The organism is Bacteroidia bacterium (assembly GCA_033391075.1).
Classification (GTDB): Bacteria; Bacteroidota; Bacteroidia; order J057; family J057; genus JAWPMV01.
Window position 1 is genome coordinate 6,558,769 of sequence record JAWPMV010000001.1, and the last position, 17,358, is coordinate 6,576,126.

A 17,358-nucleotide genomic window follows, 5' to 3' on the forward strand; every position below is an offset into this window, starting at 1 on the left:
GGCTCATTTGCCACAATCATTTGTGTTGTTGTCAGTATAGGCCGAATCTTCAAGTGGAATAATCGGTGCAAGCGCTAAGCATTGACTATTCAAGTATCCATATGCCAAATGATCTCCCCCTTCATTATCTCTACTTTGATAGGTGATTTTAGCAATCATTCCTGGACGCTGGGCATGAAAAAGGCCATAGCTTATCACATTCCCTTGCTCATCTTTTTCTACCGAACATACCACCCCTAATTGCGTCAGTCCCCTTCTCCTAAAGAGTTTAGTCCTAGACATATCCCTTAAATCTTCTCCCTTTCCTCCAAAAAACATCAGGACACCAGGTTTAATATATTTTGAAGCAGAAAGAGGATCATCTATCATTACCAGCTGCCCTCGTTCGCAGTACCATTTTGCAATTTCTCCAATCTCTCTGTCTTCAGTTGAATCAGGGAACTCTTTGTTTGGGAACCATGCTGGTTTTTTAAGTTCAGCTATCACCCTGTGCATGATGCCAGCAGGATCTGCTAAAGTAGTAGTCCCCAGATATCTGAGTGAATCTGAGGTGATTTTATGGGCAATAATATTGAGGGGTTCACTTAGGTTGATTTCTCGTGCTCCCTGCTTAACTCTCAATCCATCTTTATTCGATCGCCAGAATTCAATTTTTTCCTGAGAAAGGGAAAGCTGCGAACTCTCATCTTTTTTCAAATTACTCAAGAAATGCAGTAAACTACTTACCAGTTCTTCATCTTCCAATACTCCCTTGAGATCTTTTTCCGTAGGGGGATTATTATCATAATAAGCAGGATCGTATTTGAGAATGGTTTTATTTATATTTTTAGCTGCATCCTCATCCCCGGTCAATAACTTACTGAAACCATAAGCATGTGCAACTTCTAAAAATAATGGCTGAAAAATATCAAGGTTTGCTTTCCGTAAATCTGTGCTCAAGAGACTATATGCCAAACTAAGGTTATCTTTAGCCAGAGAAAACTGACTTTGATTAAAAGCTTCTATTCCTCGGTTATAGGAAATCATAGCCAAAAGGTTTCTCCCGGCAATAGGATAACTATAATTGAATAAAAAAGCTGGTATCAGGCCTTCTTTCCCTTTGGCTTCTTTAAAACCCACCAATTCAAAATCGTCAATATATTCCTCCCCTCCCAGGTAAATTTGACTTCTATCAAAACTCATTAACAAAGCATCATCAAACTCTTCCACAGATTTTATACTATCCAGATTTGCCAGTCGCTCATCCATATAAATCCCAAAATCAAGCTTTCGTTCTTCTTCTCCCTCCACTTTAATGTCTATAGGCCAGTAAGGAATTCTACTTGCCTCCTCCAAACTTATCTCACGACCCAGAAATTCTAAAAGATCATGGTGCCTAAACTGCATAGCAGAATAAAAATCCTTTCTAGCCTGAAGCATATCTCCTCTTTTGAAAGCTTCCACCCCTCTATTATTCATATATGAAGCGTCATCAAGTGTCTTCAATCTTTCAGTCAATATTCCGTTCAATCCGTATTTATAGGAAAAGTCTTTGAGTAAGTGAGATCCACTAAAAATTTTATCAAGCTTGTAGGTACCAATGGCAACCAAAAAGCCCAATAGTAAAGCCTTCAATAAAGTGCGCATAGGCGTGATTACCTCAAATCGTGTTTGGAGATATTTATCTGAACTTTCTCCCCTCAATTGAGCTGATTTCTTATGCAATCTTTCCTCTACTACTGGATCAAGAATCTCATTTTTCCTCCAAAGCACATACATTTTTCGAGCAATTTCTTCATCTCCCGGTTCGGTAAGGAATTTGTTGCTGATTTGCTGAATGGCAAGTTTTCTCCCTGCAAGAGAATCTTCCTTTACTCCCACCTGATCCAAAAGCTCCAGAATGGTTTTTCTGGCCAAATGTTCTGTCTCGGGCTTCAAGGTAGCCAATAGTTCACGCCTTAAACCCGGAGAAACCAGGCCCGTTTGCATCCAGGGAATACGTGCCAATCTTAAAAAGGTGTCATAGGTTTGCAGGTATTCATTTCCCGTCCTGATGGAAAGCGTTTTGGCCATTGAGAGACTTACTTCCCATGAGGGCAATGGATATACCATGCAAGCAGCCAGCAACTCAAAATGAGAATCCCCAAGGAATAGTCTAAGATCTTCCAATTGATTAAAGTCATAGTCCCTCAAAGACTCCTGCGGATTGGGCGCGTATTCTTCTGATAGTTTTAAATAGGACTCGTAACCTTCTATCTCTTCATTTGTAAACAACTCAGGAAGCAATTGCTGAGCGCCTAATTCAGCCGACAATAAATAGAAATACTCAGATAAGCATTTTTCTTTATACCCCCAATCGGCAACAAGCTTGGGAGTTATAATTGCTGATTTCCCTTTCCAAACACTCAGTTGAGTTTTTACCCAATCTTTGATCTTTGCTTCATAAGGATCTATCAGATTTTCCCCATCTGAATAAATAAGCAGACGGTGACCTCTATATTTCTGTTGGATTTGCTCAATTCGAATTCCTTCAGCAAAGTCCTCATTCCAACAGATTCGCATATCCCGATCAAAGTAAAATACCTCCAGGACTACATCTTCTCCTTTCAGCATTTGGACTAATCTCGAGAATAAGCGAGCGGTATGACTTTGGGGATGAATCTGTTCTATAAAAATGACATACTCAGAAGCTTTTGAGGTTTGGAGAAAACGTAAGTTCACCAAGCCGAGGGAACGCGCGGTATCTCGTATGGTTGTTTTGATATCAAATTTTTGTCGATCTCCTAAACTCCGCTGCCTCATAGCATTCGCCAATGAAAACACCTTGGGATCATGAGATATCAAATGATCGAGTTCAGGAAATGGAATCTCTACCGGGCCTTCAGAAATAGATCCTCGGTCCAGGTTATACGTTTGGAGTAATTTTTTTCTTTTTCGTCTGAGTCGAAATTTATCTATGAGAAAGACCAATCCTAAAGCAAGAAAAATGGGCATAAATCTCACCCATAATGACAGGCCATATTCTTTATCACCTGCGGGATCTAGACTCATCGAAGCAGGGTTTAGGAAGAATATACTCTTTTCTTCTGGAATGAGTGTAAGTTGAAAAGTCGTATCAATTTTCTTACATAAGTCACTAGGTTTATCCTTTAAAAAAGCCTCGGCACTGATTATGTATGTTCCCCTATTTCTAAAAGTGTAGCTTGGCTCTCTTAGTTTTGTTCCATTTACGGACCAGTTTACCTCATATTCTTCCCAATCTGGAGGAATCCCCAGGGAAAAATTTATTTTTTTATTTATGATCTGCGCACTATTTGAAGAATGTTTCGGTCGGATGTTCAACTTGGATAGTTGGACCTTCTTCTCTGCGCTACAAACGACCTTGATCGAACGAATCTCTTCGGGCATATTTCCACCTACACCATCGATATTACTCAAGCTAACCAGATACGTACCTTCCTGGAAAAAAACATACCGAAACTCTTTGCTCTCCTTTGTTTGAAGGCTATCAACAATAAGGCTGTCGCCAAGATTTATTTTCCATAAAAACTGCTGGATCTCTCTTTGTAAATCTAAGCTTTTCATCCCTTGGCCTCTTACAGAAAGAAGTGAACTTGTATTTCTAAAAACAATTGTATCCCCTACAAAAACCGTATCATTAAATTCCATTTCAGGGGCTTGATTAATGTTTGAAATAGAAAAGTTTGGTTGTAAGGGATTCTGGTCCCAACCAAAGAATCTCTCCAAATTGGGCAATAGAAGGAAAATACCCACTGAGAGAAGTAAAACCACGACTCCCACCCAGGAGAGTATCCACCTGGATATTGAGGTTAGCCATCTGACCCTCGGATCCACTTGTATATGCCCATCCTGCAAATGTGGGTCTTCGATATTAAATAGGCGCTGATTTACACTGGGTTTAACTACCAATTGGATGTACTCATCAAATACCCGATCGAAGGTACGCGTTCCATCCTGGGTAAAAACCAAAATGGGTGCAAGGATATTTCTCAGCTTTTCCGGTTCCTTTAAATAATCTTTTCCTAGCTCTTTTAGTACTTTTTGAAGCCTCAGGTGCTGATCTATACCAAAAGTAAAGCCCTCCCTTTCCAACCTCAGCAATAAGGTCTCCAATGGAAAAAAGTGGGAAGTGTTTTGGTCTGACATAAAATTAAATGGGAATCACAGAAAGAGATTCTCGGCCCGATTACATAAATTCCTGTTCTAAAATCTTCAAATCATCTTTATCCTTTGCGAGAACCGAATAACTAAAACGCAGTAACTTCTTTTGCTCATCGGAAAGGTTTGCCAGGCTTTTATTTTGATTCAAAAATTGTTCTGATTCCAGCATCCGCAACCAGGCAATCAACTCAGCAGTTGCCGGTCTTTTCTTCTTCACCATTTCCCGGATTTTCAAAAAATGATTGACCAAGGCACTATCCGCATATTGCGAATCTTCTCCTAATTGTGTCCTGACGATCTCTAGCAGCTGTTCTTTTCCGGGAAAGGGGATATGATAGAAAACACATCTCCGTAGAAAGGCAGCAGGTAAATTCTTCTCCGAATTACTGGTCATGATGATGATAGGCCGAAAATTTTGACCCGCCATTACCTCCTTGCCCAATTCTTTTATCCGGAAAGACATATGCTCGATTTCATACAAGATATCATTGGGGAAATCGGTGGGAGCTTTATCAATCTCATCAACCAGGACTACTGAGTGCCTGGCTTCTCCTTCGAATCCTTTGCAAATACTCTTATCCGCCAATAGATCAGGATTGCTTAAGGCTATCGCTTTCCCAAGGGCCTGAAGCTCTATATACTCTGAGGTATCTTTCTCCTGATTCCCTTTGATATTGGCATCCTGAAAATGCCGCACAGCATCGTAGGTATAGAAGAGATCCTGGGCACTAGATGTGGTTTTGGTATTGAAGATAAATGGCCGGCATTCTCCCTTATCATTTTTCAGTTGAAAGTGATGGGCGATTTTAAATGCCAATTGGGTTTTTCCTGTACCAGGCTCACCCGTGATAAATAAAGGTTGTCCCAGGGTCATCGCCACCTTCACCGCGCTGACCAATTCTTCAGATAAAATGTATTTATCCGGATCATTATATTTTGCCTTGATCTGGCTTATACTGGGTATTTCAAAACTAAAGTTTGCCACAGGTTCGTGTTTATTTTTATCTGTATTCTTCTTATTGGTTAAATTCTTCGATGATGCGCTCCAGTTTTTTTTCCACTTTGCTCATCGGCAATTTCTCTTTCTCTGGAAAATATTTTTCCATGAGTTCTTGTTTTCTATCATAATCATCTGTCAGCCTATCCATCCACTTGCTCAAATCTTTGGGTAAAACAGGAGGCAATTCCGGCAGGGGCCGAACATCCACAAAATCATTTACCGTTTTCCGAACTTTGGCAGCTGGATTTCTTCCCAATAGGGCCTTGAATTTCCCCTTTGACTCATTGTCATAGACAATATTGGCAAAGACGATAAAGTCAGGAGCATGATTGGGCAATCGAGAGCTATCACAAAACTTTCTAATCACCCAGTTCAGATATTTTCGAGTAAAAGGCTTCCACTCTGAACTATAAATCCTGAACATCAAAACGATGCAATCAACCTCTCTGGCAATTTTGGATTTAGCCAGGGTTTCGATATTCAGTTCTCCCGGATAATGATTGGGATTGAGTTCAAGGGCCCTGAAAAAAGCGCTTACCGCATTCATTTTAGCATCTTCATAATTAGCCGCCTCTTCCTGGGCAATAATCTTATGAAAGTAGCGCTCATAGGTCGGGGCTATATGCTCTAAAACAAAGCGATTGAATAAACCATTCGGAGATTGTTCCTCCGCTCCATGGATTACATAAAATTGAAACTTGCTGGCACTCCTGTTTTTGATAAACTGAGACCTAAATCGGGAATTCTGATCCGCTCTGTCACAGGTATATTTATCTCGGATACTGAATTGCTCTTTTTCTTCTTTCTCCTGAGGGAGCTTCCAGTCCAGGACTCTCTCGTGATCCGGATGAAAGTAGAGTCCCCAGGGCAATTCATCCTTCTTCGTTTCTTTCCCCTTAAAGGTGATTTTTCTATAAGGCAGCGGCTGATCCAGGCTCAGCTTGTATTTAGTTTCCAAAAAGATCCGAGCCCGGTCAAAAGAATCGCGAATGCTTATTCCGGAACTCAGGTTTTGATAAAAACGATCTGCAAAGTCATAGGCCATATCATCCCTGATAGGTTCCGAGGTAGCGATTACTGCCTTCACCCCATTATCCAGCAATAGTTCCAATTGGGGGAGGGTAGAGCAGCCATTGAGGAAAACCAGCTTTAAAGAGGGAAGGCTACCCAATAGTTTTGCCAGGCCCTCCGCTTTAGCTTCCTGCATATCTCCTTTATGAGAAGTAAGCATTAAGCCTCCGCCTTCTGCATGTCCTCCATAATGGAAGAGGATGATTTCTTTTTTATTACTCCAGGCTTCTACCGTATTGAATACCTGATCCAGACTTGCATTATTGAGCTGATCCAGGTTGCATTTATCATCTATCTCATAGGGAATCAGGTGCCGGTAGACACTTTCAGCTTCCTTATTGAGCCAGGGGAGATAGGCCTCGGGAACAGAGGAAGGATTGGCAAAAGTAAGTAGTATGACAGGTTTGTGAGCAGACAAAACAAGAACAAGTACTTCCGAGTGCAAAATCTCGGAAAAATTTCTGAGTGGGTGCTATACCCAATCTTAAAAATTTTAAGATAATGAAAATTCCCACACCTTATCAAAAGGAGGAAAAGCTTAGGTAATGGAAATATTGGGAAAAATTTATTTTCAAGCAAGTTTAGAAGCCTTATTAACGCTTCCTTCTGAGTCTTGGCACCAAAAACCAACGCAAACTCAGGTAATCAGTATCTATATGCTTCCAGGAGTCAGAAGCTATTTCTATACAGGCCATGGCAGAGGTTGGCATAATAAAATCAGCCCGCATCCCCAATAAGGAACCTACCATATCTTCCATGGTTGGATTATGCCCAAAGATCATAGCCGTACGCCATTCGTTTGGGAAAGCCCGAATCACCTCTTTGAGGGCCTCAGTCCCTTGAAAGTAGACCCGTTTTTCAATCTGAATCTCTTTTTCATATCCCAGATTACTGGCAATGATCTGAGCCGTTTCTCTGGCTCTCCTTGCAGGAGAAGATATGATCCGATCCGGCATAAAGGATTTACTTTCCAAAAGTCCTCCTAAAAAAGCAGCATCTTTTTGCCCACGCTCTTTGAGGGGTCGTTTTATATCTTCTACTCCTACAGGCCAGTCAGATTTTGCATGTCTTGCCAGAACCAAAGTCTTCATAAACGGGATATGAATAAAAGGTGGATACTTTTATACAAGTATAGTGATTTCCGAGAAAGGAAATGGGAATGAATGAGAAATTTTATAAAAAGAATGGCCGGAGAAGGCATAAAAAAAAGTGCCACTTCGATGAGTGGCACTTTAGATAGGTTAGATGTAGTTATAAACTTTTATACTTAAGTCAAAAGACTAAATAGTCGTATCGGAAATTTGTCCTGTACTGATAACGGGAAGGATTAAAAAAAGGATGCCTCAGGAAACGAAAAAAATTAACTTTTTTCATATTTCCGCTTAAAAAGCTGATTTACAGAATCCTACAAATGTCTTTCAGAGTGATAACTTGAGCGAACCAGGGGTCCACTTTCCACATAACTGAATCCCATTTCCATTCCTACTTCCTCATAATGAGCAAAGAGATCAGGGTGAATGAATTCTTCTACAGGCAAATGCATCTTGGTAGGCTGGAGATATTGACCTATGGTTAAGACATCGCAATCATGCTTTCTGAGGTCCTCCATGATTTCATAAACCTCTTCAGGTTTTTCACCCAAACCTACCATGAATCCGGATTTGGTTCGGCAGCCGGCAGCCTTGGTGCGTTGAATTTGCTCCAGGCTTCTCTCATAACGCGCCTGAGGCCTAACTCTTCTGTAAAGCCTCTTGATCGTCTCCATATTGTGAGATACAATCTCCGGCTTCTCAGCAGTGATAAGTTCCAACATTTCCCAACGTCCCTTTACATCAGGAATAAGGGTTTCCAGGGTAGTTCCCGGAGAATGTTTGCGGATTTGTCTTACCGTTTCGGCCCAAATATTTGAACCACTGTCTTTTTGCTCATCGCGGTTCACAGAAGTGATTACCGCATGTTTTACTCCCATTTTTGCGACGGCTTTCGCCACGCGATAGGGCTCCATAATGTCCAGAGCATCGGGCCTTCCCGTTGCTACTGCACAAAAAGAACAGGAGCGGGTACAAGTATTACCCAGAATCATAAAGGTCGCCGTACCGGCTCCCCAACATTCTCCCATATTGGGACAACGAGCGCTTTCACAAACCGTGTGTAGCTTATGCTCGTCTATGGTCTTTCTTACCTCTGTATAAGCCTTGCCATATGGTAAGCGAACACGCAACCATTTAGGTCTGGGCCCATTGCCGGGTAAATTTTTATCGGTAAGTACTGTTGTTGCTATGGACATATAACTCCTTTCGGAAAAAATAATAGGCTGTTTCTACCACTTGCCTCCAAAAATCAGCCCTGCTGAAACAGAAATAAACGCTCTCCGATTTTGGATCCCATTTATTTCCGCTAAGATAGGGACTTCTTTGAAGAATATATCAGCATTTACCCCCAATTCTATACCACGAATGACCGCTTCAGTTCTGGAAAAGTCAACCATGGCATTGAGGTGCGCACTGGCTCCCAATTGAACCGTGGGGCTAAAGTCTGATGACCAGAAACTTGCTCTACCTACGATTTCTCCAAAACTATGTTCGACAGGATCATAGGGTTCAACTACAAATTCGGGGGAAAAGGGTCTGCCGGGAACAGCTTTATACAATTCTATATGGTAGGGATTCAGGATTCCGATGGCCGGACCGATCTTTCCTCCAATCCGCATTTTTAATAGATTTCCTCTGCCTCGGGGTATGGCGTCATAATAAACCCCTATCATGGGTGAAAGATTCCAGAAATTATTCACCTTCCCGAATACATAGCGCTTTCCCTGGTCTCCGATAAATGGAGCGGTAAGGGCCTCTCGAGTATCCCGGATCTGTTGCAAATCCAGACTAATAACATATTGTCTGGGACTTTCTCCTAAAATATAAGCGAGTGAACCACCCCAACCCAGATTGCTATTGTACATAGAGAATGTCATTCCCTGGTCGTAAATGACCGGGCTATCTTCGTCATCCTGAGCGAGTGAAAGTGGGATAAATAGTGTGAACGCCAGAAGTAGGGAGATAAAACGATTGATCATAGCGTTTGGCTTTGATGTTTGGAATTAATGTTTATCCCAGGGGCTGATATTCAAGGACGAAAAATTATAGGGGCTTTCCCAATAATTAAGCTAATAATTTGTCCTTGTTCTCTTCTAATAACTCCAAAAACCTCTTTTCGGTTTCTTCCATAGAAGTAGTACTTCTTCCACCTGCTGCATAGAAGTGTCCACCACCTCCAAAATTTTCGGCGAATTCTTTAGAAGATACATTTCCACGGCTTCTAAAACTCAACTTAATGATCTCATCATTAGCCGTGAGCAATACCCCCATATTGACTCCTTTCAAACTCAAAGCATAATTGACAAGTCCTTCTGTATCTCCGGTTTTGATAGGAAATTGACGAAAGACTTCTCTATCAACTTTCAGGTAAGCCACCTTAAGTTCAGGAAGTACATGGAGACAGGAGGATAAACAATGCCCTACAAAGCGTAGCCGCTCGGGAGTCGCTGTATTGAAGATGTTTTCCCATACCATATTCACATTTACCCCTATTTCCATCAATTTGGCTACAGTTCTGTGAGTGGCAGGAGAAGTATTGGTGAAGCGGAATGAACCCGTATCAGTCATGATCCCGGCATACATTGCTTCTGCAGAAGCCAGATTTACTTTCTCCTCCTCTCCCAGCTCTGTAATCAGTCGATAGACCAATTCAGCTGTTGAGGAAGCTTTTTCATCTGAATAAGAAAGATCTTCAAAACCTTCCGGTTCCATATGATGATCAATCATGATCTTCATTGCATCTGAATCTCGTACGGTTTGTTCGAAATCTGCCAAACGATTGAGGGCATTGAAGTCCAGGCAGAAAATAATATCTGCACCATCAAAGATCCAATTGGCCTTATCCGGATCGAAAGGTCCGATCAAAACAGAATCCGAACCCGGCATCCATTTAAGGAAGTCAGGATAATCCGTGGGAGAGACAACAGAAACCTGGTGTCCTCCCTGAATCAGGAAGTGATATAAGCCCAGAGAGGAACCAATAGCATCGGCATCTGGTTTGCGGTGCATGGTGATTGCAATTCTCTTAGGCGAAGACAAGAGAGACGTTAATTCTTCTATGACTGACATTAAATAGATATCGAATTTTAAGATTGCGAAATTACAAAGAGAATTTCACTTGGTAAAATTGGTTTATCCCATGTCTTTGTCCTAAGTTTGCACCCGAATTGAAGCAATATTTTAAACTGAAAATAAAATAAACATGGCCGGTAAGCTAACCCTCACCATTATTAAGCCCGACGCAGTCTCTAAAAATTATACTGGAAAGATCATCGATCACATCATCGCTGGTGGATTCAAAGTTAAAGCGATGAAAATGATCCACATGAACGAACGCGAAGCAGGTGGATTTTATGCGGTTCATAGCGAGCGTCCTTTCTTCAATGATCTGGTTGAGTTTATGACCAGCGGACCTTGTGTTCCTATGGTTTTGGAAAAAGACAATGCAGTTGCAGATTTCCGCAAACTCATCGGGGCAACCAATCCAGAGCAAGCAGAAGATGGAACTGTTCGTAAGCTTTATGCTGAATCTATTCAGAATAATGCTATACATGGATCTGACTCTGATGAAAATGCTTTGATTGAAGCTTCTTACTTCTTTTCACAGCTAGAGATCTTCTAGGTCAACACAAAAACAAAACATTGGGTACGAAGGGAAACTGCTAGTGGTGGCTCTTCGTACCTTTTCTTTTTAGTTTTATATACTATGCGTCCCAAACTGAAAATAGGTCCCCTGACTCAATTGCAAGATGCTCGTTCCAGCGCTGCAGTAGGATTTGACATACTCAGTTTTAGTCTGGAAAGAGGCAGCATGAAAAAGATGTCTCCAGCGATGATCTGGAACATTGTAAACTGGATACAGGGGCCAGAAATTTTATTGGAGCTGAATGCAGACAGTCTGGAAGAGCTTGGGGAAATGAATAAAAGCTTCCAGGCCGGCTATGTACAATTGCCTCTTTCAGAGTGGGATGCAGCCTTGCTCCCTCAACTCAATAGCGGTATTTATCTGAAAGCAGAAAAAGGAAGTAAGCTGGCAGATATGCAAAAATGTCTGTCAGAAATAGCCGAAGCGGGAAAAGAAGGTCTTGTGGAAATATCCCTGGATGAGATTAGCGAAGTTGGGGATTATCAGGAGATCCTTGAGCAAAGCTATCTGCATTTCAATAACTCAGCCACACTTTTTGAATATCTGAAACAGGAAGGTCCGAGCCCACTGGGATTTGCCCTCGGAGAAGAGTTTCGCGAAGATGCAGAATACCTGGATTATGAACAGATCGATGACTTGGTCGAGCTGATGGAAGAACTTTTTGGGGAGGAATAAACGCTTTGGCTTTAGTTCCGTACATATCTATCTTTTATTACGACAAAAACACAGTAGCTCAACACCTGAGATGGAGGAGATGAAGTATAATTGCCAATCCTCATTAGGAAAGGATATCTTTAAGGTGTATGTTGAGAGTGGTATAATCAAATGAATAAAGACAGTCTGATCAATCTCCTGGAGCGAGGCTTTTATGGGATCATTGTAGGTCTTATTTATGCCAGCCTCAATTTGGACTGGAGCATGCAACTCTATATAGCTTGTGCGCTCATAGGATTTTCTATTGGTTTCTTTACCGCTCTCCTGGACCGCTGGTTGTCCACTACACGCCTCAGAAGGCAACAATTTTTCATCGTTCTCAGCGTGCGAACCTTGTTGTATCTGGTGGTGATTTTCGTTTCCATGGTCCTGGTACTTGGAATTTACCTGAGTCTATTTGATGCAGCTGATATTCCCAAACTAAGACAGATTTTTGGAGAATGGGTAAAAGAAGGCTCTTTTGCTTATACCATTTTTTATAGCCTGGTTGTACTCCTCATCCTCCAGATCGTCACCCTGGTCTCTCGTCTACTTGGCCCCAATGTTTTGCTCAATTATATGATGGGGCGCTACCATCAGCCCAAAGAAGAAGAGCGAATCTTTATGTTCCTGGATTTACGGGGCTCGACCACCATCGCCGAACGACTGGGACATTTCAAATGGCATCGCTTTCTCAATGATTTCTTCTTTGATATTGCCCGAACCGTCCGAAAAACGAAAGGAGAGATTTATCAATATGTGGGGGATGAAGTAGTCGTTTCCTGGCCCAAAGATCTGGGAGTCAAAAAACTCAATGCTATTCATTGCTTTTTCTGGATTTATGATCGTATGGAGAATCCCCGAACCAGAGAAAGGTACCTAAAGCGATACGGATACAGACCGGTCTTTAAAGCAGGTTTTCATGTAGGCAAAGTTGTGGTAGGAGAAATCGGAGATTATAAACGAGAAATTGTTTTTCATGGAGATACGGTAAATACCGCCTCTCGCATTCAGGTAGAATGCAATCATTACAACCGCCGACTCCTCCTTTCCAAAACCCTCCTTGATATGCTAGACCTTAATGAAGAATACACGACCGAGTATATCACCAAGATTCTCCTTAGGGGCAAGGGAGAAGAAATAGAACTCTTTAGCCTCGATCCCGCCTGAACTACAGCTTCACTCCAAAGCCCACCTTTACCCCAAATTGTTTCAGAAAAGTCGATCGTACTTCATTAAAATTGGTATCCCGAATAGCTGAAGGGTCTTCATTTACGAATCGTATTCCAATAAAGCTTCCTATATGAAGCTGGGCTGCAAAATCAACATACATCCGCTCATTGATCACCTTTATAAAACTGGGTTGCAAATAGAGATCAGAGCGAAAGTTTATATTCCTTTGTTTGAATTCTATTGTGCTATTGGGGTTTACCCAAAACCTGGTAAAATTGTGATTTAGCCCTATCCCTAAATAAGGCCTCCAGATCGGGGAAGATTGAATGGGCGCCAGGGGAACAGAATACTCATAGGCCATGCTAAAATGAAGGTTATTCCATTTGACATTCACACGTTCAAAGACATCGAAGTCCAAATTGGAGACTTCTACCAAATGAATATGGCCCTTATCTGACAGAAAAAAGATCGCGGGATATATAGGCCTAAGGGTATAAACAGCTGTTGGGTCAGCCGGTCCCTCATTTTCATAGTTTGCCTGGAGGCGACTCTGTACCTTTAATCCAATACCGGGACTTAGCCATAAAGCCTCCTGGGCTTGAAGAAAAGAGAATGAAATCAGTAATAAGACGAAGAGAATCTTTTTCATGGTTTTATAAAATATTGTGTTATGGATTAGCCTAAATTCTTACGCCTATCCCAAATCGAAAAGCGTATTTTTTAAATCTATGCCCTCGATAGGAATAAACATTTCTTGTTTGCAGGCGAATAGCAATACTGGGATCTTCCGTTTTTGCCCGGCTGAAGCCAAATTCACCGACATAGAACTGAGGTGATAGTTCCAAAAAACAGCTTTCAGCTATATATTTCCTAAAGACCATCACTCCATAAAGATCTACCAGAAAATCAGTTCCTGTCGCTCTGAATTCCTGCGAACTGTTTGGATGAATGATATAGGAGGAAACACCTATTGCTGTTCCTAATCCTGCCTCTAATTCAACCTGAGGATTTGGGGTAAATGCCCTTGTTGGAATTGTATATTCATAAGCGACTCCCATCCGAAAATCTCCCCGATTGACGCCTTCGATTTCTTTATCTCCATACTTTCCCTTTGCATCCAGGGAATAAATTTCGATATGATGAGAATGCAAACGTGCATTTTTAAAGACGATGGCAGGAATCAAGCCCTGCAGTTCCAGTGTCGAAACTGTTTGAAATTCCCCAATAATTCGGGATTGAAGTTTTACCCCTATTCCAGGTTCATCAAACTGAGCATAAACAACTCCCGGCAAGAAGCATATGAGCAAAAGTAATCTAGCCATCTCGCCCTACAAACGGAGTCCAATTCCAAAACGGAAATTCAGATGAGAAAAGCTTTCCCAACGACTGCTATTCGTGACGCTTATCTGATCATCAATCGGTATCCCCGGATTGCCATTGACTTCCCGATTTCTTTCCAGAGAAAACATGGCCCAGGGAAGGGCGAAATCAACAAAAAGCTGATCACTGATCAGATACTGTGCACTAGGAATAATGTATAGGCGACTCAGGTTTTCAGAATACCTCAGGGGAAATTCTGAACTAAGGGCAGGTGTAAAAATCCAGGAGTTATGAGAATGTAAAAGCCCTGCTCCCAAATAAGGCATCCAGGGACTTTCCTGATTTTTCAACAAAGGCAAAGCAAACTCATAGCGAACTGCCAGCGCAAAACCATCGGTTTGAATGGGAGCAGTATTTACCTCCAGATTCCCGGATAGGTTAAGCAATTCCAATTGATGCAAATGTCCTTTGGGACTACGGTATTGAATCGCAGGAATCAGAGGAGCCAGGTCGAATTTCCAGATACCATCAAACTCCCCTGAAATTTCAGTACTCAATTTTAAACGAATTTCTGCACGCCCATTTTCGAATAAGGGAGCCTCCGTTTGGGCATGAGAAAAAAGGAATGCAAATATAAAGGGAAGGATCAAAAGTGTGTTCTTCATGGTATGAATTAAATGAGTGGATTTTCTAAATCAGATTCAAGATATAAGAATTCCTCTCATTTTTTTATCCCAAAATTTCTTCCCTCCTGACCCTTACAGATTTACCCCAAAGCCTATTCTAAGACTTAGGAATCTCCCAAAAAACAATTCAGCATTGCTCCATTCATTCCGCTGCAATTCCGGAGAAATGCTGGGATCTTCATTACGCGTTTTTACGATTTGCCATTGTCCCCAATAAATGGGCAGGGCAAATTCCAGAAAGAGTCGGTCATTAATATTTTTTTGAATCAGAGGCAGTAGATAAATTCGGTTGAAATAGGTAGTTTGGGCACGATTGTACAGATTGCTGAAGTCCGGATCAAAAGAATAGGAAAATATGGACACATCTGCCCCCATACCCAGATAGGCATGTAAATCCTCATTATTAGGGAAGATTGAGAGCGGCAAAAGATATTCATAAGCCAGGCCCAGGTTGAACCTGTTATTATCCCCTGAGCGATTCCAGCCTCTACCTATTCCCAAATTAATGACAGTTGCCTGATGCAAATGATTATTAGGGGTGCGAAGCTGAATAGCCGCTTGAATGCCAAATAAATTTAACTCTGTTCCATATTGGAAAGTGCTGGAGAGTCCTCCTTCCACCTTCAGCCTCAGCTTAGATTGATGTTGAGACTCTTGTGAAAAAAGGGAAGTGGAAATAAAAAAAATCAGTAGAGAAAAGAGTAGCTTTTTCATGGTAATTAGTGTTTTTGTTGGTTATGATATATAAATAAAGAAGCATATCCATGTCTGCGGGTTGCATGGATTTTATCTCTCCTTAAAGACTAGGAATAATATTCCTTCAAGACTTCTTCTGCTGCTTTTCCCTGAGGAGTATAGAGGTATGCATACTGGCTATTCTCTTCCGCCTTATTTCCCATATAGTCACCAGTCGAGGGATTGTCCCACCACCACCAATATACCCCATTCAGCCATTCGCGATCTGCGAAGGATTCGAAAAAAGCCCGATAATAGTGCTCCTGCTCCTTTTCACTGATGGCAACATCATCCGGATAGGCATAAGGTGCTTTGGAGGAACCTTTATAACTACAAGTTCCCAACTCTGTAAAAAGCACAGGAAGGTCCAGTTTCTTCTTATTGAGCCAGGCTTCAATTTCCGCGATCTGAGGTTTCCAGCCCCCGACAATTTCTTCTACACTCGCTTCCATTGTTCTGGCGACAGGGAAATACGCATCGATCCCGATGTAATCCAGCATGCCCCAGAAGTCAACTTCTTTATAAGCGGTTTCTCCTTCAAAATTGGAAGAAAAAGTAAGGGGACCTTTGTAAAACATTTTCACCGTCGCGATCACATCCACCCAATACAATTGCCGCTTTTTATTTCCCAATACATTTTCGACCCCCACACTAAAAAGGGCTACATCCATCTCCTTTGCCATTCGTGCATAATGGCTGATAAATTTCTCATAGCTCTTAAACCATTTGAGGGTATTGCTCGGATCAAAATGTCCCCGCCATTCTTCATGGTTTTCAGAGTCCACAAAAGGCTTCAGGAGAACTTCCATCCCCAGTTCGTGGATATAGGCGATCAGGTCTTTAAGCTGACGGTCATTTGGCGTTTTATGAGGATGAGGATAAATATCAGTTGCATACTTATCTTTTTGCCACCAGCCAGGAGCCAGGGCAACATAATTACAACCGGTCGCCGAGAGGCGGTCCAGGGCTGCTTTAAACTCGGGATGAGAGATATCCGACCAAAAGAGGGCATAGGTCATTCCCTTTTTGAAGGATTGGTTTTCATATATGGCCATGATTCAAATACGGAAATACTTTCGATTTCTTCAATTTTCTCAAAATGATCCTGTATTTTTGCGGGGCGAAAGAATAACACCTATGTCAGACAAAAAACTTCCCATCCTGATTCTTGGTACCGGTGCAGAGGCCCGTATCGCTTTGGACATTGCCAATGACCTCGACATCCTGGTCTATGGATTTATCACCTCTGAAGAATCCGAACTGCGAAAAGAGATGAACGATATCCTGGTTGTAGCCGAATTGGGAAGTGAGGACAGTGATACTTTGCTCAAAGATGAAAATATCAAAATGGTCCTGGCTGAGGCGGATCTGGAGCAGCGAGAACTTCTGAGCGAGCAATTGGCTACGCATTCATCAGAAGTCATCAACCTCATTCATCCTCTTGCCCGATTTTCGCCCTTTTCTCAAATGGGCAAAGGAAATATCCTCAATACAGCTGCTGTAGTCTTGGCAAATGCCGAGATCGGAGATTTCAACTGGATCGGCTGCCATGTATCTATCGGTGCTGATGCTGTAATCGGAGACTATTGCAATATTCTGGATGGAGTAAGAATTGGCGAAGGAGTTGTGATCGAAAGGCAAGCCTTTATTGGTGCAGGAGCTATCATTCAAAAAGGTATTAGGATAGGGGAGAAGGTAATGATTGCTCCGGGTGCAGTGGTAATGACTGACATTCCCGATGGAGCAACTGCCTTTGGGAATCCCGCTCAGGTGAGTAAATAG

At 41.9% G+C, this 17,358-nt stretch carries 16 protein-coding genes; 4 read left to right on the plus strand and 12 right to left on the minus strand.

Translation table 11 applies throughout. The annotated features are described in order from the left end of the window. Nucleotides 1–3 precede the first annotated feature (3 nt). The 7 genes from R8P61_26255 to R8P61_26285 all read right to left on the minus strand — a co-directional run bounded on the left by R8P61_26255 (nt 4) and on the right by R8P61_26285 (nt 10,392). Nucleotides 4–4,146, minus strand: a complete 4,143-nt coding sequence (locus tag R8P61_26255) for a hypothetical protein (GenBank protein ID MDW3650606.1) — start codon at nt 4,144–4,146, stop codon at nt 4–6. A 40-nt stretch (nt 4,147–4,186) separates the two neighbouring features. Beyond that, nucleotides 4,187–5,146, minus strand: a complete 960-nt coding sequence (locus R8P61_26260; GenBank protein MDW3650607.1) for a MoxR family ATPase — start codon at nt 5,144–5,146, stop codon at nt 4,187–4,189. A gap of 31 nt (nt 5,147–5,177) precedes the next feature. Continuing rightward, nucleotides 5,178–6,650, minus strand: a complete 1,473-nt coding sequence (locus tag R8P61_26265; protein MDW3650608.1) for a CHAT domain-containing protein — start codon at nt 6,648–6,650, stop codon at nt 5,178–5,180. Nucleotides 6,651–6,825: 175 nt separating this feature from the next. Then, complete coding sequence (locus R8P61_26270; GenBank protein ID MDW3650609.1) at nt 6,826–7,323, minus strand: histidine phosphatase family protein; 498 nt, start codon at nt 7,321–7,323, stop codon at nt 6,826–6,828. Nucleotides 7,324–7,637: 314 nt separating this feature from the next. Further along, nucleotides 7,638–8,519: a lipoyl synthase gene (gene lipA, locus R8P61_26275; protein MDW3650610.1), complete on the minus strand. Its 882-nt coding sequence runs from the start codon at nt 8,517–8,519 to the stop codon at nt 7,638–7,640. 33 nt (nt 8,520–8,552) lie between these two features. Continuing rightward, entirely contained in the window at nt 8,553–9,302 is a 750-nt protein-coding gene (locus R8P61_26280; protein MDW3650611.1) for a hypothetical protein, read from the minus strand. A gap of 85 nt (nt 9,303–9,387) precedes the next feature. Next, nucleotides 9,388–10,392 (minus strand): bifunctional oligoribonuclease/PAP phosphatase NrnA, encoded by a 1,005-nt coding sequence (locus R8P61_26285; GenBank protein ID MDW3650612.1) that lies wholly within the window; start codon nt 10,390–10,392, stop codon nt 9,388–9,390. Between the two features lie 133 nt (nt 10,393–10,525). Here R8P61_26285 and ndk point away from each other — a divergent pair, with 133 nt between their 5' ends. The 3 genes from ndk (at nt 10,526) to R8P61_26300 (ending at nt 12,832) form a co-directional block, all read left to right on the plus strand. After that, a complete protein-coding gene (gene ndk / locus R8P61_26290; GenBank protein ID MDW3650613.1) occupies nt 10,526–10,945 on the plus strand; it encodes a nucleoside-diphosphate kinase in 420 nt (139 codons plus the stop codon). Nucleotides 10,946–11,029: 84 nt separating this feature from the next. Next, the gene (locus tag R8P61_26295) at nt 11,030–11,644 is read left to right on the plus strand and encodes a hypothetical protein (GenBank protein MDW3650614.1); all 615 of its coding nucleotides are present in this window, start codon (nt 11,030–11,032) and stop codon (nt 11,642–11,644) included. Nucleotides 11,645–11,794: 150 nt separating this feature from the next. Continuing rightward, a complete protein-coding gene (locus R8P61_26300) occupies nt 11,795–12,832 on the plus strand; it encodes an adenylate/guanylate cyclase domain-containing protein (GenBank protein ID MDW3650615.1) in 1,038 nt (345 codons plus the stop codon). Nucleotide 12,833: 1 nt separating this feature from the next. On the opposite strand, the gene R8P61_26305 is transcribed toward R8P61_26300, so the two are convergent. The 5 genes from R8P61_26305 to R8P61_26325 form a co-directional block, all read right to left on the minus strand. After that, nucleotides 12,834–13,484 (minus strand): hypothetical protein, encoded by a 651-nt coding sequence (locus R8P61_26305; GenBank protein MDW3650616.1) that lies wholly within the window; start codon nt 13,482–13,484, stop codon nt 12,834–12,836. A gap of 31 nt (nt 13,485–13,515) precedes the next feature. Beyond that, a complete protein-coding gene (locus tag R8P61_26310; protein ID MDW3650617.1) occupies nt 13,516–14,157 on the minus strand; it encodes a hypothetical protein in 642 nt (213 codons plus the stop codon). Between the two features lie 6 nt (nt 14,158–14,163). Beyond that, entirely contained in the window at nt 14,164–14,820 is a 657-nt protein-coding gene (locus R8P61_26315; protein MDW3650618.1) for a hypothetical protein, read from the minus strand. Between the two features lie 93 nt (nt 14,821–14,913). Beyond that, entirely contained in the window at nt 14,914–15,555 is a 642-nt protein-coding gene (locus tag R8P61_26320) for a hypothetical protein (GenBank protein MDW3650619.1), read from the minus strand. 89 nt (nt 15,556–15,644) lie between these two features. After that, nucleotides 15,645–16,631, minus strand: a complete 987-nt coding sequence (locus R8P61_26325) for a hypothetical protein (protein MDW3650620.1) — start codon at nt 16,629–16,631, stop codon at nt 15,645–15,647. A gap of 82 nt (nt 16,632–16,713) precedes the next feature. Between R8P61_26325 and R8P61_26330 the strand changes: the two genes are divergently transcribed. Continuing rightward, entirely contained in the window at nt 16,714–17,358 is a 645-nt protein-coding gene (locus R8P61_26330) for a DapH/DapD/GlmU-related protein (protein MDW3650621.1), read from the plus strand.